24 protein-coding genes are annotated in these 21,955 nt (G+C 29.8%); 8 read left to right on the top strand and 16 right to left on the bottom strand.

What is annotated here, in order from left to right; translation table 11 throughout:
- On the top strand, nt 1-736 hold a 736-nt coding region (locus Q1A46_RS18140; RefSeq protein WP_299682338.1), incomplete at its 5' end, for a T9SS type A sorting domain-containing protein.
- Nucleotides 737-953: 217 nt separating this feature from the next.
- Entirely contained in the window at nt 954-1,931 is a 978-nt protein-coding gene (locus Q1A46_RS18145) for a type IX secretion system membrane protein PorP/SprF (protein WP_299682341.1), read from the top strand.
- On the opposite strand, the gene murI is transcribed toward Q1A46_RS18145, so the two are convergent.
- The 8 genes from murI to Q1A46_RS18185 form a co-directional block, all read right to left on the bottom strand.
- A complete protein-coding gene (gene murI / locus Q1A46_RS18150) occupies nt 1,928-2,722 on the bottom strand; it encodes a glutamate racemase (RefSeq protein WP_299682344.1) in 795 nt (264 codons plus the stop codon). The two genes, Q1A46_RS18145 and murI, sit on opposite strands and share 4 nt — an antisense overlap.
- 79 nt (nt 2,723-2,801) lie before the next feature.
- Complete coding sequence (locus tag Q1A46_RS18155; RefSeq protein ID WP_299682347.1) at nt 2,802-3,311, bottom strand: OmpH family outer membrane protein; 510 nt, start codon at nt 3,309-3,311, stop codon at nt 2,802-2,804.
- Nucleotides 3,312-3,355: 44 nt separating this feature from the next.
- Complete coding sequence (locus tag Q1A46_RS18160; RefSeq protein WP_299682350.1) at nt 3,356-4,162, bottom strand: OmpH family outer membrane protein; 807 nt, start codon at nt 4,160-4,162, stop codon at nt 3,356-3,358.
- Nucleotides 4,163-4,223: 61 nt separating this feature from the next.
- Nucleotides 4,224-6,785: an outer membrane protein assembly factor BamA gene (gene bamA, locus Q1A46_RS18165; RefSeq protein WP_299682353.1), complete on the bottom strand. Its 2,562-nt coding sequence runs from the start codon at nt 6,783-6,785 to the stop codon at nt 4,224-4,226.
- Entirely contained in the window at nt 6,778-7,530 is a 753-nt protein-coding gene (locus tag Q1A46_RS18170) for an isoprenyl transferase (RefSeq protein WP_299682356.1), read from the bottom strand. The genes bamA and Q1A46_RS18170 overlap by 8 nt, the downstream gene beginning before the upstream one ends.
- Nucleotides 7,531-7,533: 3 nt before the next feature.
- Nucleotides 7,534-8,211: a DUF6089 family protein gene (locus Q1A46_RS18175; protein WP_299682359.1), complete on the bottom strand. Its 678-nt coding sequence runs from the start codon at nt 8,209-8,211 to the stop codon at nt 7,534-7,536.
- Nucleotides 8,212-8,325: 114 nt separating this feature from the next.
- The gene (locus tag Q1A46_RS18180) at nt 8,326-9,216 is read right to left on the bottom strand and encodes an NAD kinase (protein ID WP_299682362.1); all 891 of its coding nucleotides are present in this window, start codon (nt 9,214-9,216) and stop codon (nt 8,326-8,328) included.
- Between the two features lie 29 nt (nt 9,217-9,245).
- Nucleotides 9,246-9,905 (bottom strand): CBS domain-containing protein, encoded by a 660-nt coding sequence (locus Q1A46_RS18185; protein ID WP_299682366.1) that lies wholly within the window; start codon nt 9,903-9,905, stop codon nt 9,246-9,248.
- A gap of 60 nt (nt 9,906-9,965) precedes the next feature.
- Here Q1A46_RS18185 and Q1A46_RS18190 point away from each other — a divergent pair, with 60 nt between their 5' ends.
- Both Q1A46_RS18190 and Q1A46_RS18195 read left to right on the top strand, forming a co-directional pair.
- Nucleotides 9,966-10,679 (top strand): pyridoxine 5'-phosphate synthase, encoded by a 714-nt coding sequence (locus Q1A46_RS18190; RefSeq protein ID WP_299682369.1) that lies wholly within the window; start codon nt 9,966-9,968, stop codon nt 10,677-10,679.
- Nucleotides 10,679-11,452: an alpha/beta fold hydrolase gene (locus Q1A46_RS18195; protein WP_299682372.1), complete on the top strand. Its 774-nt coding sequence runs from the start codon at nt 10,679-10,681 to the stop codon at nt 11,450-11,452. The genes Q1A46_RS18190 and Q1A46_RS18195 overlap by 1 nt, the downstream gene beginning before the upstream one ends.
- Nucleotides 11,453-11,507: 55 nt before the next feature.
- Here the strand turns inward: Q1A46_RS18195 and Q1A46_RS18200 are convergent, their stop codons facing one another.
- The 3 genes from Q1A46_RS18200 to Q1A46_RS18210 all read right to left on the bottom strand — a co-directional run bounded on the left by Q1A46_RS18200 (nt 11,508) and on the right by Q1A46_RS18210 (nt 13,607).
- The gene (locus Q1A46_RS18200; RefSeq protein ID WP_299682376.1) at nt 11,508-12,212 is read right to left on the bottom strand and encodes a hypothetical protein; all 705 of its coding nucleotides are present in this window, start codon (nt 12,210-12,212) and stop codon (nt 11,508-11,510) included.
- A gap of 62 nt (nt 12,213-12,274) precedes the next feature.
- Entirely contained in the window at nt 12,275-12,730 is a 456-nt protein-coding gene (locus Q1A46_RS18205) for a hypothetical protein (RefSeq protein WP_299682379.1), read from the bottom strand.
- 82 nt (nt 12,731-12,812) lie between these two features.
- On the bottom strand, nt 12,813-13,607 hold the full coding sequence (locus tag Q1A46_RS18210; protein ID WP_299682382.1) for a TerC family protein: 795 nt from the start codon (nt 13,605-13,607) through the stop codon (nt 12,813-12,815).
- Nucleotides 13,608-13,895: 288 nt separating this feature from the next.
- Between Q1A46_RS18210 and tig the strand changes: the two genes are divergently transcribed.
- Complete coding sequence (tig, locus tag Q1A46_RS18215; protein ID WP_299682385.1) at nt 13,896-15,218, top strand: trigger factor; 1,323 nt, start codon at nt 13,896-13,898, stop codon at nt 15,216-15,218.
- A gap of 66 nt (nt 15,219-15,284) precedes the next feature.
- Here tig and Q1A46_RS18220 read toward each other — a convergent pair whose 3' ends face one another.
- The 3 genes from Q1A46_RS18220 to Q1A46_RS18230 form a co-directional block, all read right to left on the bottom strand.
- Entirely contained in the window at nt 15,285-15,947 is a 663-nt protein-coding gene (locus Q1A46_RS18220; protein ID WP_299682388.1) for a CPBP family intramembrane glutamic endopeptidase, read from the bottom strand.
- A 109-nt stretch (nt 15,948-16,056) separates the two neighbouring features.
- On the bottom strand, nt 16,057-16,872 hold the full coding sequence (locus Q1A46_RS18225; RefSeq protein WP_299682391.1) for a LytTR family DNA-binding domain-containing protein: 816 nt from the start codon (nt 16,870-16,872) through the stop codon (nt 16,057-16,059).
- A gap of 38 nt (nt 16,873-16,910) precedes the next feature.
- A complete protein-coding gene (locus Q1A46_RS18230) occupies nt 16,911-17,372 on the bottom strand; it encodes a Na(+)-translocating NADH-quinone reductase subunit F (RefSeq protein WP_299682394.1) in 462 nt (153 codons plus the stop codon).
- Nucleotides 17,373-17,440: 68 nt separating this feature from the next.
- On the opposite strand from Q1A46_RS18230, the gene Q1A46_RS18235 reads away from it, so the two are divergent.
- From Q1A46_RS18235 to Q1A46_RS18245, 3 genes are all read left to right on the top strand, one after another.
- Nucleotides 17,441-18,796 carry a DEAD/DEAH box helicase gene (locus Q1A46_RS18235; protein WP_299682397.1) on the top strand — a complete coding sequence of 452 codons (1,356 nt, stop codon included), beginning with the start codon at nt 17,441-17,443 and terminating at the stop codon, nt 18,794-18,796.
- A complete protein-coding gene (locus Q1A46_RS18240) occupies nt 18,796-19,155 on the top strand; it encodes a Na(+)-translocating NADH-quinone reductase subunit F (RefSeq protein WP_299682527.1) in 360 nt (119 codons plus the stop codon). Before Q1A46_RS18235 ends, Q1A46_RS18240 begins: the two co-directional genes overlap by 1 nt.
- Before the next feature lie 325 nt (nt 19,156-19,480).
- Entirely contained in the window at nt 19,481-20,047 is a 567-nt protein-coding gene (locus Q1A46_RS18245) for a uracil-DNA glycosylase family protein (RefSeq protein ID WP_299682400.1), read from the top strand.
- On the opposite strand, the gene Q1A46_RS18250 is transcribed toward Q1A46_RS18245, so the two are convergent.
- Nucleotides 20,015-21,340, bottom strand: coding sequence for a DUF6734 family protein (locus Q1A46_RS18250; protein ID WP_299682403.1), 1,326 nt, complete (start codon nt 21,338-21,340; stop codon nt 20,015-20,017). The genes Q1A46_RS18245 and Q1A46_RS18250 overlap by 33 nt on opposite strands.
- Before the next feature lie 62 nt (nt 21,341-21,402).
- Nucleotides 21,403-21,642 carry a hypothetical protein gene (locus tag Q1A46_RS18255; protein ID WP_299682406.1) on the bottom strand — a complete coding sequence of 80 codons (240 nt, stop codon included), beginning with the start codon at nt 21,640-21,642 and terminating at the stop codon, nt 21,403-21,405.
- Between the last annotated feature and the right edge of the window lie 313 nt (nt 21,643-21,955).

Here is a 21,955-nt window from a genome sequence, read left to right on the forward strand (position 1 = left end):
AGTAACTGCAAACTTTGGTCCAATTCAAAGAACATTGACTTTAAATGCAACTAACGGAAGCGTTACTGCGGCTCCAGATCCAGGCACAGGATCTTATGACGATGGGAGTGTTGTAACTTTAACAGCTACACCAGATGCAGGATATGAATTTACAGGATGGAGTGGAGACGCTTCAGGAACAACAAATCCACTAACTATTACTATGGATGCAGACAAAACAGTTACTGCAATGTTCCAGGTAATCCAGTATAGACTAATTCTTGGTTCAACTAATGGAAATATCTCTGTAGATACTGCACCAGATTTTGTTGATCCTGCTACAGGTGTTGGTTCTTATAATGTTGGAACGGTGGTACAGCTTACAGCTACACCTATTTCTGGATATAAGTTTGATGATTGGAGTGGAGATGTTTCTGGAACTAGTAATCCTGTAACTATAACTATGGATGCTGATAAAACTGTTACAGCTAACTTCTCAGTTAATACATTAAGTGTTAACGAAGAAGAGTTTCCAGTACGTTTTAAGTTATATCCAAACCCAGTAACTGATTTCTTAAAGATTGAATCAAAAGAAGATGTTAAAGCAATAAAGCTATACTCTATGCTTGGGAAAGAGATTGAAGTAAAAGATTTTTCTTCAAATGGAATAGAAGTATCTAGCTTAAGTAAAGGAATTTATTTCTTAATGATAAGAACTGATTCAGGAAAAGGAATCAGAAGATTTATCAAGAAGTAGTCAATGAAAAGGAGTAAAGATAAATACCGATTTGAAATAACTTTGGTCGTTTTGTATAGTTTCATTCTGTATCTATTAACAAAGTTATAATCAAAGGGAATTAATTTAACAAAGAGCTTATATTTTATAAGCTCTTTTTTTGATAAACTATGTTTTGTGTTAATTTTTAGTATCTTGATTTTAAATCTGATATATTTGCGAACTGTAAATGTTGCAAATGAATTTTAAAGCCCAAATACTAGCAATAACTTTATTATTTTTAGACGTTGTCTCTTATGGACAAGAAACACTTCCTATTTACCAAGACTATCTTTCTGATAATGTATATTTAGTACATCCGGCTGCTGCAGGAATTGGTGAATGTGGTAAAATTCGTTTAACTGCTAGAGGTCAATGGCTTGGAATTAACAATGCACCGCAATTACAAACTTTAAGTTTTCATGCAAAATTTAAAGAAGATTCTAAAGCAGCTTTTGGAGCTATATTATTTAATGATAGAAATGGTTTTCATTCTCAAAAAGCAGTTCAAGGAACTTATGCTTATCATTTAAATATGAGTAAAGGAAGTGTGTTTAATCAGTTATCTTTCGGTTTGTCTTTATCAGCTGTTCAAAATGAAGTAGACCAAAGTACTTTCAGTGGAGATCCTCAGGTACAGCAAATTATTGAAAGTGATTTTTATTTTAATTCCGATTTTGGATTAGCTTATCATTATGGAGGTTTTTCTAGTTATTTAACGGTGAAGAATATCTTCCTAACAGCAAAGAATAGTCTAAATTCTGAGTTTGATGCTTTAAATCTTAGAAATTATATCATAGGAGCAGGATATTATTTTAGTAAAAGTGAAAAGTTACAGTTTGAACCTTCTTTTATGTTTCAGTTTAAAGAACAAACAGGAGAAAAAGTTGTTGATTTAAATGTTAAGGCATATAAGAAATTAAAAGGTTCCTTACTTTGGGCAGGTATTTCTTATCGTTCTTCTTTTGATGGAAACACTTTTGAAAACGCTCAATATTTTTCTCCTTTATTAGGAATAAATTTCAAGCGATTCATGTTTGCTTATACCTTTACAAAACAATCTGGAGATATAGTTTTTTCTGAAGGAGGCTTTCATCAATTATCTGTAGGAATGAACTTGTTGTGTGCTAAAAGACGATTAGCTGCTTGTCCTAATATCAACGGACAATTATTTTAGAAATTCAATTCTTCAATTAAAGTGTACTTAGAGCCTCTCAATATGTTTTCTAATACAGTTTTATCCTTATTTGTGTAAAATATATTAGAAGCATTGTGTTCAGTTCTATTAAGTAGGTTTTTACTAGCTAAAATCCTTTTCGTTTGTTTAGCAACAGCTTCACCAGAATCAATAATATTTATAGAATCCTTAGTGATTTTTTTAATCGCATCTATTAAATATGGATAATGTGTACACCCTAAAACCAAACAATCTATATTCTCTTCTAACATAGGATTAATATATGTTCTTAAAAGTAGATCCATTTCTGTAGAATCAATTTTACCTTGTTCAATTAACTCTACTAAGCCTTCTCCAATCTGCTCAATAATTTTAATATCATTATCAATTAAAGATGATGTTTTTTCAAATAATTCACTATTTAAGGTTCCTTTAGTAGCAAGAATTCCTATGGTTTTTGTTTTTGTTTGAAGTGATGCAGGTTTTATAGCAGGCTCTATTCCTATAAAAGAAACTGAATAATTAGCTCTTAAATATTTTATAGCATTAGTAGTTGCTGTATTACAAGCAACAATAATAAGTTTACAGTTTTTGTTAATTAAAAACTCTACATTTTTTATTGAAAGATTGATAATGTCTTCTTTAGATTTTTGTCCATAAGGTGCATATAAACTATCAGCTAAATAAATAGTGTCTTCATTTGGTAATAGTTGTTGAACTTCTTTCCAAATAGAAGTTCCTCCAATACCAGAATCAAATATACCAATGGGTTGACTAGAGTTTTCAATCATAATATAAAAACAAAAATAAAAATCCTGCTTAATTTTAAGCAGGATTTTTAATATGATTTGAACTTAAATTAAATAAGCCTTAGAATCCTAATTTAGCTTTTACAGCGTTGAAAATATCTTCTCCTTTTTCAAAAACGATTAATCCTTTACCTGGAGCAGAATCTATTACATAAATAATACCTTTTTCAGCAGCTACAGCTTTAATTGCATCTTCTGCTTTCTTTAAAATAGGAGCTGTTTTCTCTCTATATTTTTTAGCCATCTCTTGGTTCATAGTTTGTTCAGCTTGAGCTATCTTTTGTCTATCTTGTTGAACTTCTTGACCTCTTTGAGCATTTACTTCTTTCGTTTGATTTTTACCATCAGCTTCGTATTTTTTAAACTTAGCTTCTAACGCTTTATACATTCCTTCTATATCAGCTCTATATGTTTTTTGTAATTTTTCTAATTCAGCTTTTAATGCCTTAGTTTCTGGCATTTCAGCTAATAATTTATCGGTATTAATATGTGCAGTTTTTTGTGCATTCACCGCTCCACCTAAACCAATCGTAAAAATTGCAACTAATAATAACGTTTTTAAATGTTTCATGTTTGTTTTAATTTAAAATTTTTGTTCTCTTTTCTGTTGTATAATTAGTTTTTGTCTTTGTTATCGCTCTCTTCTTGTTTTTTCTTTTCTTCTTTGGCTTTCTTTAAAGCTTCTTTCTTCTCTCTTAATAGTCTTCTTTTCTCTTCTCTAGCTTTTAAACGTGCTTGTCTTTTTTCTTCAATTGCTTTTAATTTAGCTTCACGTTCTGTAAGCTTCTTTTGTTTTATAGCTTCTTTTCTAGCTGCTCTTTTTTTAGCTTCATCAGATAATTCATCATTAGCCAATAATTTCTTTTTTGCAGCTATTTTATCACGTTTATCTTGTCTTTTAACATCTATTTTAATTAGCTTCAAAACTAGTGAGCTAATATCGTGCTTTTTATTAGAATATAACATCACTAACTCGCTAGACTTATCAAAGACAAAATCATATTTTTTTCTTGATGCAATAGTTTGTACTGCATTATATACTTGATCTTGAATCGGCTGTATTAATTTCTTACGAAGAATATACATATCACCATCAGGCCCAAAATATAGAGACTCAAGTTTTCTTAATGCGTCTTGCTTTACTTGAATATCTTCTTCACGTTCTTCAATTAAGTCTTGAGTTAAGATAGCTTTCTCATTAGCTAAATCAGTTTTCATGACTTCGATTTGTCTCGCTTCTTTATCAAGATTAGATCTCCATTTTGCTACTTTATCATTTAAAGCATTTTGAGCCTCTATATACTGTGGTATACTCTGAAGAATATAATCCATATCTATATAGGCAATTCTCTGATTTTTTTGTGCAACACTTACACTTACTGCAAAAAGTAAAAGAACGAACGTAAGATTTATTTTTTTCATTGTTTATAGTGTATTTAGAAAAAACCGTGCCAAAAAACCGAAACGTTACAAATGTAGTATTTTAGAACTGTCTTCCAATAATAAAATGTGTTTGCCAACCAGATTTTTGTGTGAAACCAGGTAATGGATCAAACCCGTGAGCAAAATCAATTCCTAGTAATCCAAAAGCAGGCATAAATATACGTACTCCTAATCCAGCTGAACGCTTTAATTCAAACGGGTTAAATGTACTAAAATTGTCGTAAGCATTACCAGCTTCTAAAAATCCTAATGTATAAATAGATGCAGAAGGCTTATCTGTTATCGAATATCTTAATTCTAGTTGGAATTTATTATAAATAGACCCCCCATCTACTGAAGATAAACTATTGTTTTCGTAACCACGTAAACCTACAATTTCTCTACCATCTAATTGTCCTTGAGCAATTCCATCTCCACCTACAAAATAACGTTCAACAGGAGTCAAACCAAGTTCGTCGTTATAAGAACCTAAGTAACCAATCTCAAAATTAGACATTAATACTAATTTCTTAGCTAGTGCAGTGTACCATTTTCCTTTTGCAGATAATTTATAATATTCTAACCACTTAAAACGATCTGCTAAGAAGTCTTGTTGTTCTGTAGGAGTTAATCCGTCAGGCTGATCAGATAAATCTTTTCCATTAATTAAAGAGTAAGGAAGAGTTGCTTTAGCTCTAATAGAAAATTCAGATCCATACGTAGGGAAAATTAAACTTGGTCCAGCAGAGTTTCTACTTAAAACAGCAGTATATGATAAATTATTTAAGTTACCATTGTTTAAAATAGCATTAGAAGAACCAACTCTGTATGGGAAGTCATTTAATCCAATTCTTTGATAACTTATACTTTGAGATAACGAGAAGAAATCATCTGGCCATCTTAAACGCTTTCCTAAACCAATCGTTGCTCCAAAAATATCTAAACTTTGACTTCTATCAACTTCATTAGTTTGGAAGTTAAATCTAAATTGATTTGAATAAAAAATAGAGAACGATAATGATTGAGGTTTTTTACCACCTAACCAAGGTTCTGTAAATGAAAAGCTATATGTACTATTTGTTCTACTTGCTTGTAAACGTAAAGATAAACTTTGTCCGTCTCCCATTGGAAGAGGTTTATAAGCATCTTTATTCAAAATATTTCGGATAGAGAAGTTGTTAAATGATAATCCTAATGTACCGATGAAAGATCCTCCACCAAATCCACCTTGAAGTTCTATTTGACTTCCTCCTTTTTCTACTACAGAGAATTCGATATCAGCAGTTTTATTAGCATAATCAGGTTTTACATCTGGAGTAACATTAGTGTCAAAGAAACCTAATTGCCCAATTTCACGAATAGATCGGATAATGTTTTGTCTACTAAATAAATCTCCAGGTTTTACTCTAAGTTCCCTGTAAATTACATGATCATTTGTTTTATCATTTCCAACAACAGTAACTTTTCCTATTGTAGCTGGTTCATCTTCTCTAATTCTGATTTCAACAGTAATAGAATCATTTTTTACTTTAGTTTCTACAGCATTAACAGAAGAGAATAAATAACCATTGTTGTGATATAATGACTGAATATCTTGAGAATCTGGAGTACCATCACCAGAAATTCTTTCTTTTAATACTTTACCATTATAAACATCACCTTTTTCAATCTTTAAAAATTGATTTAAGAACTCATCATTATATTTCTTATTTCCTACAAAAATGATATCAGCAAATCTATATTGTCTACCTTCTTCAAGTTCTATTTCTAAGTTGATTGTATTATCGTCATTCCAGATTAAGCGATCATTTAAGATTCTAGCATCTCTGTAACCTAATTCGCTATATGTATCTAATATAGTTTCTAAATCTTCTTTGAAATCATCTTCGATATATTTAGAAGATTTCCAAAAACGCCCTAAGAACTTACGCTTTGTGTTTTTCATAGCTCCTCTTAACTTTCCGTCAGATAAAGCTTCGTTTCCAACAAAATCGATGTTTTTAATTTTGATACGGTCACCTTTGTCAATATGAATAAACATATCAACTACATTGGTATCTGTAGTGTCTTTTTTAGTAGTTAAAGAAACTTTTGTTTTAAGAAAACCTTTATCAGTATATTTTTTCTTGAAATAGTTTCTGGTAGTTACAATTAAGTTATCTGTAACTTGAGTTCCTTTTCTAAGTTCAGCTTCTTTTTGAAGATCCTTAGCTTTAGACTTACTAATTCCAGTAATTTTGATATTATTTAACTTAGGTAGTTCGACAACATCAAATTGAAGATATACAGTTTCACCATTAATTTTAGACAGATAAACATCTACTTCACTAAACTGCTTACTTTCATAAAGTTTTTTAATAGCACTAGTTAATTTATCTCCTGGTAATTTAATTGGTTGTCCAATTAAAAGTCCTGTATATACTTTTACAGTTTCTTCACTAAATTTTTGTAATCCAGTAACTGTAATACCACCAAGAATATAATCTCTTCCCCTTTCGTAATCTATTTTACCTTTAGTGTCCTTTGTTGTAGTAGGACTGATCGTATCTTTTGGTGATTCTTGAGCGTTAGCAATTGCCGTTATAGCAATAAAAAAAACTGTAAAAAATAAATTTTTATACATTGGTATCAATCTGTTCACTTGTCTTTCCAAATCTTCGTTCTCTGTTTTGATAGTCTATTATAGCATCGAATAAATGATCTTTTCTAAAGTCAGGCCAAAGAGTTTCAGTGAAATATAATTCCGCATAGGCCATTTGCCATAACAAAAAGTTACTGATTCTTTGTTCCCCACTTGTACGTATCATTAAATCAACGTCGGGCAAATTAAATGTATATAAATGACTATTTATAATTTTTTCATCAATTTTTTTTATGTCAATTTCGTTATTAACAACTTTTTTAGATATGTTTTTGATAGCATTAACAATTTCTTCTCTACTACCGTAACTTAGTGCAAACGTTAGTGTTATTTTAGAATTAGAGCTTGTTTCTGCTATAACTTCTTGAAGTACTTTTTGTGCTTTTTTGGGGAGTTGTTCTGTGGCACCAATGCTATTTACTCGAATACCATTTTTGTGAAAATCTGGTAATTCTTTCTTTAATGAAGTGATTAATAAACTCATTAAAGCATCTACTTCTAATTTTGGTCTATTCCAATTTTCAGTAGAAAAAGCATAAAGTGTAATGTATTTAGAGCCTATTTCGCTTGCAGCAGCTACAGCTTCTCTAACAGCTGTTAAGGCATTTCGATGTCCAAAAACACGTTGCATTCCCTTGTTCTTAGCCCAACGTCCATTACCATCCATAATAATGGCGATATGATTAGGAACTTTATTCAGGTTTATACGTTGTAGTTTTTCACTCATAAATTATTCTGATCGGTCGGCATAACACGCAGGTCTTCCAAAAGTATAAACAATAGAAAAACCTGTAAATGTGTAAAAATCGTTACCATTCCCTCCAAAATCTAGGGCTGGTATTGCATTGGTTGTATAATCTATATCGTCATCAAAAGTTAAACGAACAGCAACTTCTAGTCCGTAAGCTAAATGATCTGATATTCTTCCTTTTATTCCAACTCCTAAAGGAACGGCTAAAGAGAATTTATTTGTCAATAATATATTAGCACCTTCTTGTCTTTTAGGTGTTTGATAAGTATTACCAGCAACTTGTGCTAGAATGTAAGGTGTAAATGATTGTTCTCTTACTCTGATATTGTAATCAAAAAAATTGAACTCAAGTCCTACAGCTAGCTCATGTATAGTATTTGAAGTAGTAAAGTTTCTTTGCTGCCTAAATAAATTATCAGAATCAGCGTCAACTGCTACAGCTGGTAAATAATTATAATTTCCCCTTAGAGCAATTCTAGGGTTTAAATTATACTTATAAACAAGTCCACCAGCAAGTCGATTCGGATACACGTAATTCGTCGCCCCAACGTCTCCAATAATATTAGATCCACCTAGGAAGAAGCCAATTTCGTGAATTTGCGAAAATGAAATACTTGAAATACAAGTTACTAATAATGTTAAAATATACCTTTTCATCTCTTGAAAGCGTGCAAATATATGGAATTGAATTTGCTTTAAAAAGTTAATAATCTGTCTTTTTTGATTAACTTACTTTTTAGAGATTTATTGTGAAAGTTAATGTTAAACAACTTACTTATTTCGAGTGTCTTCTCCCCAAAGTAATTTTTGACGAAGTGTCTTTAAATAAGATTGATTTTCTAATAAAATGGTTTTTACTGTAAAAGGTGCTTTTTGAATTTGAACGATAGTTTCCTGAGGTACAGTAGTTATTCTAGAGTCTAAAGAGATTAAAAAGTCTTTTTCTCTAGCACTTACTTCTAGTTTAATATTTGTTTTTTCAGGAATAATTATAGGTCTAGCATTTAAATTATGAGGAGCAATTGGAGTAATAACTAAACTTGTTGAGTCTGGTAAAATTACAGGTCCACCACAACTTAAAGAATATCCAGTGGAACCTGTTGGTGTAGAAATAATTAATCCATCGGCCCAATAATTAGTTAAATATTCTTCATCTAAATATGTTTTAATACCAATCATAGAAGTAGTATTTCTTCTAGCTATGGTAACTTCATTTAACGCAAAGTTTAATTCAGAAAAAGTTTCAGTTTCTGGATTTGTTCTTATTTCTAATAAAGATCTTTCTTGTAAGCTATATTTTCCTTCAACTATAGAAGCAACAGCTTCTTTAATTTCTTTTTTTTGTACAGTAGCTAAAAAACCTAAACGACCAGTATTAATTCCTAATATAGGAATATTTAAGTTTCTTATATATGTAACAGCTCTTAAAATTGTACCGTCTCCACCAACCGTAAAAAGCATATCAAAAGAATCCGATAAATCATTAAAATGAGCGAAAACAGGATATTTTTTAGATAAAACATCATTTTCAGTAAGAAGATTGTAATATTCTTCTTCAATAAAAATTACAATATTGTGTTTTTCAAGACATTTTATAAGTGTTTTAACCTCTTTTTCTGCATTCAACGAATACGATTGCGCGTATATTGCTACTTTTTTCAATAGTTCTAATGTTATTGTTAGTTTGGGAATTACATATCTAAGTATTTCCTTAGATAATTAGCTCTATCTTTTAATTCTTCTAAATAAGAGTCGTCTTCATGTTGTGAAATAACGTTGTAGTCATACCTTCTAAATGTTTGAATAATTTCATTCATTTCTTCGGAAGATAATTTTATTGTGATTTCAACATCATCTGCACTTTCTTTAGAAACATATAAACCTAATAACTTTGCTTTGTTACTTTCTACAATTTGAGAAACTTGACTCATAGAAAAATCTGATTTTGATTTGGCTACAATTAAAGTTTCATTGTCCTGATGCATAAAAGGACTGTCTGTAAAAACATCTAAAATATCACGTAAATCGTAATAACCTATATAGTTTTGATCTTCATCTAAAACCGGAATAATATTACAGTCATTTTCTGCAAATAAAGTAATTAGTTCTAATAGAGTTGTTTTAGTGTTCGTGTGAAACTGGTGAAGTAAATGTGTGTATTCAGAAAGTACAACGTCTTTATTTTCTATAGTTTGAATATCATCTTCAGCAAAACATCCAATTAATTTGTTGTTTACAACTATTGGAATGTGTGTAATAGGTAAATCTTTACACAAATCATGAGCATTAAACACAGAATCTTCTAGTGAAAGTGCCTTAATTTCTTTGAGGATATAATCGTTTATATTCATTAATACGAATATAGTTTAAAAACTTTTAATACGTTATTTTTGTACTCTTAAAATACAATAATGACAAAGTTAAGCGTAAATATTAATAAAATTGCTACGTTACGTAACTCTAGGGGAGGTGATATTCCTAATTTGTTAAAAGTAGCATCAGATATTCAAGATTTTGGAGCAGATGGAATAACAATCCATCCAAGACCAGACGAACGTCATATTCGATATCAAGATGCTTATGATTTAAAACCTGTAGTTGTTACAGAATACAATATTGAAGGGAATCCGATTCAAAAATTTAAAGACTTAGTTCTAGAAATACAGCCGACTCAAGTAACACTAGTACCAGATGGAGAAGATGTGTTAACTTCTAATGCAGGTTGGGATACTATAAAGCATCAATCATATTTGAGAGATATTATTTCAGAATTTAAAGATGCTGGCATACGAACTTCTATTTTTATAGAAACAGATTTAAATTTAATCGAAGCAGCTGCAACAACTGGTACAGATAGGATTGAGTTATATACAGAGAATTTTGCCGCAGAGTTTGCCAAAGGAAATAGAGATGCCGTTAAACCTTACACAGAAGCTGCTAAATTAGCTAGCCAACTCGGATTAGGAATTAACGCTGGACATGATTTGAATTTAGAAAATATAAAGTTCTTTAAAGAGAATATACCCAATTTAGCAGAAGTTTCTATTGGTCATGCGTTAATATCTGAAAGCATTTATTTAGGGATTGAAAACGTAGTTAATTTATATTTAGATCGTCTTAAATAATGAGTGAAATCTTACATAGTAAAGTAGTTGGAGAAGGAAAACCTTTATTGATTTTACATGGTTTTTTTGGTATGGGTGACAACTGGAAAAGTCATGCAAATAAGTTTGCTGAAGATGGTTTTCAGGTTCATTTGATTGATCAAAGAAATCATGGTAGAAGTTTTCATTCCGATGATTTTAATTATGAGTTATTGGTAGAAGATTTGTTAACTTATATTGAGGATAACAATTTTACTAAAGTAGATTTAATTGGGCATTCTATGGGAGGAAAAACAGCAATGCTGTTTGCTACAGAATATCCAGAATTGATTAATAAGTTAATTGTTGCCGATATTGCTCCAAAAGAATATCCACCACATCATCAAGATATTATTAAGGCTTTAGAGTCTGTCGATTTTGAAAAGCATAATTCTAGAAAATTAATTGATGAAAAATTAAGTGAGTTAATTTCAGAAGTTGGTGTACGTCAATTTATTTTAAAAAATACCTTCAGAAAAACAAAAGATCAATTGGCGTTTCGTTTTAATTTGAAGTCTTTGTCTGAGAATTATCATGAAATAGTCAAACCGTTACCATCATTTACAGTTTTTGATGGAGAAACTTTGTTTTTAAGAGGAGGGAATTCTGGTTATATTTTAGATGAAGATGGTTTTTTAATTAAAGCACATTTTCCTAAAGCTGAAATTAAAACAGTTCCTAATGCAGGGCATTGGTTACATGCAGAAAACCCAAAAGATTTTTATAAAGAATCATTTACTTTTTTAAATAAATAACCTTGGCAAATGCCAAGGTTATTTCTGAAAAGTGCCCAGGGGGCGGACGAGGAAATTACCCTCTGAAATTTTCTCTTCTTTCTCTCTTATCTTCATTCATTTCTTGGTAATCTTCTTTTAATTCTTTTTTTGTAGAAGTAATATCAGCTCGCATAGTTTTTGCAAATTCATTTAATAATTTTGAATTCGTCATTAGTTTACGTTTGCCAGATGCTCTTTTTGCTAAAAAGTTAAAAGCTTTAATTTCTTTATAAATTTCTTTTTGTCGTTCAGTTCTTGCGATCTGAATTTTTAAATCTCTTTTGTCATCAATTAAATCTCTACGATCATTATTTTTATCTCGTTTTTCGTCACGAAACTCTCTTCTGTTTTTTGCTGAGTTTCTTCTTAAGACATCGCGTTTAGATTTATTGAACTCTCTTTTAGAATTTCTTAATTCAGTTTGACTTTGTTTTAATTCAATTCTATCTTGTTCAATTTTACGTTCACTTTGTTTGATTTCTCTTTTCATATCAGAAAGGATATCAATTTTTAGAGCTTTAACACGTTTTGTGTTATGGCTTATAAATGCATCTTCAAAAGCAGTTATCTTTTTTTCAAATGCTTCTAATTGACGAATATCTTTTCGCAATTGCTTCTTTCCAATGGCAATTGCATATTTATTGTCGAGTTTTTCTTTTTTGTCTTTAAGGTTCTGAGCGTTTGTCAAAGAACAAGTAAGGCTTAAAAACGCCACCGTCATGATTTTCAATGTCTTCATAATTCTTTGTTTTATTACTAAGACAATTAAAAATTAAAAAGGTTTAAAAAGAGGATTAAAATTTATTCAATAAAAATATTGTAGATGTTATTTTCAATCTCAAAATCGGTGTTTTCAATCTTAATATTGCTGATTTCTACTGTAGAAGCACAGCAACCTCCTGAATTAATAACTTTTGCGGTTGCAGAAATGTTAAAAGAATCTTCATCAGATAATTTTACAGAGTAATTTAAAGTTTCAGATTCTGAAATATAATTTTCGATATATATTGTGTACGTAGTAGTATCTAAAAAAGTTTCTACAATAGTGTTGTCATTCTCTCTGATGATATTTATATCGTCTTTGGAGATTGTATTGTTTTGAATCAAATTTTCATTTGAATTCTTATCAATTAATTTAAAGCTTAAATTAAAAGAATTAGGACAGTAAAAGACTGCGTCAAAAGTATCGTTACAATCTCCGTTTGGATTGCACGATTGTAAAATTATAACAGTAAATAGTAAAAAAAACTTTTTCATTTTAATAGTGTTTGTAATCTATATTACATAGATAACAAACACATATAAAGGTTGCGTTCTTTTACTGTTAAAAAACGATTATTTAATGTTTTTCTTGAGAAAGTTTCTTTTGGTAACGACCTTGAACAATGTCAGTAATAATTAAAACAGCAATAACAAAATAGAATGTTGTTTTACTCATAGGTTCTACAGGGTTCCCAAATAGTTTAATATGTGCTAAATGTCCTCCTTCGGTAACTAACATAATCCCAACAATTAAAAGAATGAAAAGACCTAGTACTTCGTACATTCTATTTTTTGCTAAGAATTTAGAGATTCTATCAGCTAAAACTAACATTAATAAACCACTAATTACAATAGCAATAGCCATTACAATAAAAGCTGTAGTTGAGTTTTCTATACTGCTAGTTAAACCTATTGCAGCTAAAATAGAGTCAAATGAAAAAACAAGGTTCATGATGACAATACTAACGATGGCTGCATTAGCGGTTTTTTTACCGTTACCTTCTGCTTCTGGATCATGATTTAAATCTTTAATGGAAATCATATGCCATATTTCTTTTATAGCTGTATAAATAATAAATCCACCACCGATTAAAACAATTATACTGTGTCCGTTAAAAGCAAATTCTACAATATCTTTAGCTCCACCAGTTAACCATGAAAATGGAGTTTGAAAAAAATCTATAATTGAAATTAAAACAAAAAGAAGAACAATTCTTAATCCGATTGCAATTAAAATACCTGTTTTACGTACTCTCTTTCTATCTGCTTCCGGAGCTTTTTTAGATTCTAAAGAAATGTATAATAAGTTATCGAATCCTAAAACTGCTTGTAAAAATACTAGCATTAAAAGCGTGAAAATAATTCCCAACATAATAAGAAAATCTTTTTTTAGTTTTTTGGCTAATTTAGAGTAAATAAAAAGAGCTGTCAAATTTAATTTTCTCTACTCTAGTTTGATAATAAGTTTTTGTACGTTAATCATGTAAGTCACATGAAATTCACACTATGTCTTAAGTGTTAAATGTGAGTTGTTTACCTTGTTTTTTTGTTCAAGAAACAAAAATATATGGTTAAGATAGTTTGAAAGCAATAAAACTCTTGGTTCTCAAGAAGAAAAGTGTTAATTTTGCACCCAATTTTTTAAGAAGATAGTCATAACATGAATATTACAAAAGAAAATATAGATGCGTTAAACGCAGTTGTAAAAGTTGATATCGTAGCTGAAGATTACAAAGAAAAGGTTGCTGAAGTTCTTAATGATTATAGAAAGAAAGCAAACATTCCTGGTTTTAGAAAAGGTCATGTACCAATGGGAATGGTAAAGAAGCAATACGGTAAGTCCGTAATGATTGATGAAGTAAATAAGCTTTTACAAGAGAGTTTAAACAAATTCTTAGTTGAAGAAAAGCTAGATATTCTTGGTAATCCATTACCGATTGTTAAAGACGACTTTTCTTGGGATACAGATCAATTCACTTTTGAATTCGAATTAGGTTTAGCTCCTGAATTTAGTGTTGATTTAGAAGGTAAAAACAAAATCAAAGAATATAAAATTGTAGCTACAGAAGAATTAATTGATAAAGAGGTTGAAAATATTCAAACTCGTTACGGAAAATTAATCGCTCAGGAAGTTGCTGAAGAGCACTCTAATGTTACAGGAACTTTTGTTAACGAAGAAAAAGGAATTAACAAAAAGTCGACTTTCTTAGTAAATGATTTAAAAGGAAAGAAAAACGAAAAGAAATTAATCGGAGCAAAAGCTGGGGATGTAATTGAGTTAGATACTAAGAAACTTTTCGAAGAAGACTTTAAATTACAACAAGTTTTAGGTGTTTCTAACGAAGATGCTAAAGACTTAGATGTGACAGTTACTTTCACAGTAGAAGAAGTTAATAAAACTGAATTAGCAGAATTAGATCAAGAGTTATTTGATAAGTTATTTGCTGATGGTAGCGTTAAAACTGTTACTGAGTTAAAAGATAAAATCAAGGAAGATGCTGAGAAGCAATTCCAACAACAAGCAGATCAACAATTATTAAATGCAGTTACTGAGCATTTAATCGAGAATACTAAGTTTGATTTACCTGAAACGTTCTTACAAAAGTGGTTACAAACTGCTGGAGAGAAAGAATTAACTTTAGAAGAAGCTAAAGAAGAGTATACAAAATCTGAAAAAGGTTTACGTTACCAATTAATCGAAGGAAAGATTATGAAAGATAACGGAATCAACTTAGAGTATGCTGAGTTATTAGACTATGCTAAAGGATTTATTAAAGCTCAAATGGCTCAGTTTGGAAACATGAATCCAGAAGAGGAAGAGTTAAATAATATCGCAGGTAGAGTTTTAGCTAACCAAGAAGAAGCACAGCGTTTACAAACACAATTACTTTCTCAAAAACTTTTAGGTTTCTTTAAAGAGAACATGAAGTTTAAGAGTAAAGAAGTTTCTTACGAAGATTTCATTAAAGAAGTTTACAAGTAAAATTGTAACTAGATAAAATCAAAAGCGAGATGTTTTCATCTCGCTTTTTTTATGAGTAAACTTTAATTATAGGAATTCAAAATATAATAAAAGTAATGCTATAGAGTCAAAAAAACCGTGTATAGCGATGTTCAACCACAAATTATATTTGTGTTTATAAAATATAAAAGATAAGATGGCTCCTGAAATTCCTGTTACAATTTGACCTGTGATTCCTTGATAGGAGTGTAACATTCCAAAAAGAATTCCAAATAAAACAATATTAAGAGATATACTTAATTTCCCTTCTCCGAAAAGTTTTACAAATTGCTTCATAAAATATCCTCTCCAAACAATTTCTTCTCCAAAAGCAGCAGAAATCCATATAAAAACTAATGAGATTACTAAAAGAGAAGGGTTGTTTTTAATTGAATCGAAAGCAGAGAAATCTATAGGCTGTTTAGTTATATATGTTACTACAGGAAGTAATATGAAATAATATAAAATAAACAGTCCAAAAGCATATAATGGAGCTTTAATTAGTAAGTTGTTTAATGTGAAATCTTTTTTATTAAAACCTAGCGATTTTAAATAATCAGATTTGAATTCTATATAGCTAACCAGAAATACAAATAATGTTGCTAAAATGATTTCGAAATAATTAATATCTAAAGGAAGTTTCCAAAAAATAAAAAGAAAAATAATTGAAAGAACTGGTAATAATTTTGATTTAAATAGTGAAATGTTCATGATTTGTATTTGTTATTTTCGATGACGAAGTAAAATCAAAAACAGTAACTCAGCTATTGTTTTTATTAGGGTTTTACCGAATGGTAGCAAAATTATTACTGAATAAACACTAACTATCAAGTTTGTTTTCAAACCAAATCATAAACTCTTTCTTTTTATATCTGCTAATAGCTAATTCAGATAAGTTTTTATCAGATAGATTTGGTTTTAAAGACAGGATTAACTTCCCATTTTGTCCAGAAATTATTTCTTGAATAGCATTTATATGAACGATAACTTGTCGATTTGCTCTAAAGAATAATTGTTCATTTAGTAGCTCATCTAATTTTTGAAGTGTAAAATCAGTAATAATAGAATCGTTATTGTTCTTTACTAAATAAACAATCTTCTCTTGACTATAGAAGTAGGCAATGTCTGAGTAAGAAATTATTGAAGTTCTTCCATTTTTCTTTACAGTTAATTGACCTTGAATTACACCAAATTTATGGAGTTTGTATATTTTCTCACCATAAAGTAAAGCAATAGCAATAATACTTAGTAATAAAGTTAAGAGTAATCCAATAAAAAAATAATAGAAAAGAAACTCAGCTTTGGCAATCCATATCGCTAAGAAATAAAAAGGAAGATATGCTAAAGTTATAAAGCCTAAAGTAGAGAAAATATAATGAAAAATTGTTGTCCAATTTACTGTTCTAAATAATTGTTTTCTCTCAAAATATTTGAAATTTCGGTCAGCTATAATTCCAATTACAGTCCCTATTATTATAGAACTTATTGTAGATATTAAAGGGAAACTGTAACCTTCGTCAGGATCATAATCTGTTAAGTGACTTGTGAATAATGATAGTAAAGTGAGGATTAATAAATTTCTAATTAAACTTCCTTTTTTATTAATGAAATTTATTGCATTGTTTTTTAAATTCATGAAGAATAAAAATAACTACGAATTAAAAGATTTATGGATTAGTTGTAAATTACATCAAATTGATATACAGGATCTTCATTGTCGAATTCAAAAATTTTAGAATAATCCATTACATTTTCAATGTTGTCTAATTTACATAAGTAAGCAACTACTGCGCACAAACCGTTAAATAAAGTGTCTTTGTTAGTTGGATTATCAGGTTTCTTATTATAATGACAAAGCGGAACTGTAAAGCCACAAGCTTCTAAAAAAACTTTTTCTGTATATAAAAGTTCTAAAGGACTATAACCATTAAATTTTCTACCTAATTTTTGATGCACTCTTCCTACATAACTTAATTCTGTTGATCCATGATCATCTGATAAATGTTTCCAACTATCATGATTGTCTAGTATGTTACCTACAGCACATGCTGAACAACACTCGGGATTTAATTCGTTATTATGAAAAGCGTTATATAATTTAATTAAAGCTTGTTCTAAACGTTTTGGAGTTTCCATCTGCATTACTATTTATCAACTTTTAAATATACAAAATATTGGTTGTACCTTTGCGGAAATTAAGTTAAATGACAGCTTTCGAAGATTTAGATTTATCAAATCCATTAAGAAATTCAATTGCCGATTTAGGATTTACCCATTCAACACCAATTCAGGCTCAGGCATTTCCTGTAGTACGATCAGGAAAAGATGTAGTTGGAATCGCACAAACAGGTACAGGTAAAACTTTTGCATACATTTTACCAATACTAAGAGATTTAAAGTTTTCTAAACAATTACATCCAAGAGTACTTATTCTTGTACCTACACGAGAACTGGTTTTACAGGTTGTTGAAGAGATAGAAAAATTAGCAAAGTATATTACGTTAAGAGTTTTAGGAGTTTATGGAGGTGTAAATTTAAATAGACACAAACAAGCTGTTGCTGAAGGCTGTGATATTATTGTAGCAACACCTGGTAGATTGTACGATTTAGCAGTAAGTAGAGTTTTAAAATTGAAATCGATTCAGAAATTAGTAATTGATGAAGTTGATGTGATGTTAGATTTAGGGTTTAGATTTCAAATTTTAAATATTTTCGATTTGCTTCCTGAAAGAAGACAGAATATTATGTTTTCTGCAACTATGACTGAAGATGTAGAGGCATTAATCGATGATTTTTTTGTTGCGCCTAAGAAGATAGCTATTGCTGTAAGTGGAACACCTTTAGATAATATTGAGCAAACTACTTATGAAGTTCCTAACTTTTATACCAAGATTAACTTAATTAATTATCTGCTTTTTGATAAAAATGAATACAATAAGGTTTTAATCTTTGCACCTAATAAGAGAAATGCAGATCGTATTTTTAATCTTTTAGAAGAAGAATTTCCAGGCCATAACTGTGTTATTCATTCTAATAAAACTCAGAATTATAGAATTAAATCTATAGAGAATTTTAATGAAGGAAAACATAGAATTTTAATAGCTACAGATGTTATTGCACGTGGTTTAGATTTACAAGAAATTTCTCATGTTATTAACTTTAATCCAACGCTTTTCCCAGAAAACTACATGCATAGAATTGGTAGAACAGGTAGAGCAGAGCATAAAGGAAAATCTATTTTATTAAGTACAACTAAAGAGCAAGAAGCGAAAAATAGAATAGAAGAATTGATGGATTATGTAATTCCAAAGTTCGATATTCCAGAACAAGTAGAAATTTCTAATCAGTTAACAGAAGAAGAAAGACCTAAAGAAGATAAATCGCAGTCAAGAAATAGAAGCTCTCAAGAGTATGTTCCTGGTCCAGCTTTCCACGAAAAGAAGGATAAAAATAAAAAAGTGAATTTAGGAGGAAGTTACAGAAGAGAGATTGCGAAGAAATATAAGAAGCCAAAAACACGAGGAGATAAAAATTTCAATAAGAGAAATAAAAAGAAATGATGCAGGCGCTTACAGATCAAGAGTTACATAATTTAGCAATGAACTTCGTAGGGAAGAAGTTACAAGAAATGGGCTATGAGTTTGTTGCTGTAAATAGTCAATTAAAAAAACACCCACAATTTGTATTATTCAAAAAAGGTGAGCCAACAATATTTGTTTTAGTTAAAGCAACTAAAAATTTACAGAATCCAAATGAATATGATACAATTTGGATGGAAACATTTATAGCACATGCAAAGAAGATGAATGCAAAAGTTTGGTATGCTGGTGTTGGTATAGCAAATGCAGAAAGTGTTGATTTACCGGTTTTTAAAGACCAACCGTACTATTTTGCTTTTAATGATATTATAAAATTATAATATTGATAATCAATGCTATGCAGAATATGTGAATTTTATGTCCATTTATAGCTATTTCCAAACATTTAATACAAAAGAGGGAAAAACCTTAAAAAAAACGCAACCTTCTGTGTATCTTTGTATTGGGATTATTTTAAATTATTAACTATCATGGGGAAATTATTACTTAAGAGAGTTAGTGGTTTTTTTAAAAGTTTATTCGGACTATTAGCAGACTTCGGAAGTGGAGCGAGCTATGCTTTAAGAAATTAAAAGAAAAACCGTTAACGGAGACACTTATTACGGGCTAAGTAATAAGTGTTTTTTTATTCCCCTTAAGATATTAATGAAACAATTACTTCAAGAAATCCATAATTGCACAATTTGTAAAGATTTTATAGAACCTAGGCCAGTTGTGGAAGCTAGTGTAGATTCTAAAATTATAATTATAGGACAAGCTCCTGGAACTAGAGTACATGCTACTGGTATTCCTTGGAACGATCCTAGTGGTAAACAATTACGAAAATGGTTGAATGTTACAGATGAACAATTTTATAATACATCGCTTTTTGGAATAATACCAATGGGGTTTTGTTACCCTGGAAAAGGTAAATCAGGAGATCTTCCACCAAGAAAAGAGTGCGCCTCAGAATGGCACCAACAGTTATGGGATAAAATGTCTAATGTAGAGTTAGTATTATTAATAGGAATGTATGCACAAAATTATTATTTAAAGGATAAAGCAAAACGAACATTAACGGAAACGGTAAACAATTATGAAGACTATTTACCAGATTATTTCGTATTGCCTCATCCATCACCAAGAAATAGATTTTGGTTGTCTAAAAATCCTTGGTTTGAAAAATTTGTAGTTCCCGAATTAAGAAACCGAGTTAGCAAGATTCTGAGCTAAAATCAATTTCGTGTAGTTGGTGTCATTAAAAATTTCAGGAATAAGTATTTCTTGTAAAATACATTTATCTAAAATAAAAGAGAATACTTTTTCTTGTAATTGAGACTCTGTATACGTTTGCTTTATATCTTCATCTTCTAGTAATTGCTTACATAATTCGTTAGTTGAGATTGCTTCTTCAAAGTAGAAAATTAAATTTTCCCAGTCTTGTAATTCTAATATTTCAATTTCATTTATTTGTGGACTATTGAATTCTAAAAAAGAGACTTCATCTTTCTCAGAGAATTTAACTGTAGGATTTAATTTGAATTTTGTTTTGTATAGCGTATTTATATCATGAGATCTGAAATGATCATAAACTGCAAATAAATATTCTTTTCTACGTTCAGAAATTTCAAATCGTTTTTCCCAAAGTGAATTTTCTAGACCTTTCTGAGTAATATCTTTATAAACTTCAGGATATTCATACATTAATAAAGCTTCTATTTGTTCACATGCATGTAAAGATCTTTTTGCATATCCAATAGCATGCACATAGTTGGTTTGAAAACCTGCGAGATGAAAGTTTGTTAATTTGGCGAAATTCGGATCAACATTTTCTAGTAAAGGACTTATACCGATGTCATTTTTACTAGCTAAGGCATGACCTAATAACTGTTCAAAAATCATATTAAACATACCAACATCTATTTTAGGGAATAAATGTTCGTTCTTATCGATCATTTCTAATGCTTTTGAATATAAATTCTTGTAAAAGTTTAAATCATTCCCACCAATAACACCAGCATTAAAAGCTAATACTTTTTGATTTTGATACAACGAATTCACAATTTCTGTAGGAACAAAATCAAAAATTTTTAAAATGGCATCTAATGTTTCTTGATAAATAGGATAGTTATCTTCTATATTCTGACAAAAAATAGGACTGTTTACTTTTGATTCAGGAAATTTTTCCCAAATAAAAACATCAGTGTCTACATGAATGAATGGTTCTTCTTGTAAACTATAAGTGTGAAGTTTTGGAAGTGCCCAAAGGTTAGGGTTATAATTGTCTAAATCATCTAAAGTAGTGTGGATTTCCGTGTACGGTAGATTTAAAATATCACCTAATACTTTTTTACCATGTTGATCTGTATAAAGTGTAATTTCAGAATAATGCTCTTTAAATTTTAAACAACTTAATGCTGTACTGTAGTAAAAGTATTTTTCATCAAGCCAACCTCCTTTAAATCTAGCGTTAGGATGGTTGGAGTTTTGTAAGAAAGGTTTAGACCAAAAACTTTGTATAATCATAATAGGTTAGGTTTGTTAAAATGAGATGAGTAAAAGTTACTCATCTCAAAAAAATGATTTGCTTAACAGCTTACACAATAGTTAGATGCAAACTGTGGAGCATAATATTTGTAACGTCTATCGTTTTGACATCCATTTACATTAATTACCCCGTAGTTTTGAGGAACACTGCTTGGACAGCAAACGAAGAAACAGCTGTATGTATTAGTATAACCAGGATCATATCCACCAGAAATAGTTTTAGCTTCTTCTTTAGATAAAAGAATAGCCCCTTTTACTTTCTTTAAAAAATTATTTTTCATTTTTATTTGATTTAAGTTTATACCTACTCGTAAGCTTTTCGGTTTCCGCTATGTAAGACAAAAGTGATCGTTTAAAGACATTAACTTTTATCGGTCTGGATTGCGCAATCTATTTTTGAATTGGTGTGATTGAGTTAACAATACATCAATTTTGGAGTGTTAATAAATGAGAGTGAAAATGAAATTCCCTAGCAATTCATGTGAAATCAAAACTTCATAAAACTTTTATAACTCTTTTAGGTTTTTCAAAATAAAACCTATGTGTTTTTAAAATTACAAGAAAAAAACACTAGAAAATACAAGGATTTCTTAA

The sequence above is a fragment of the uncultured Tenacibaculum sp. genome (genome assembly GCF_947502995.1).
GTDB lineage: Bacteria > Bacteroidota > Bacteroidia > Flavobacteriales > Flavobacteriaceae > Polaribacter.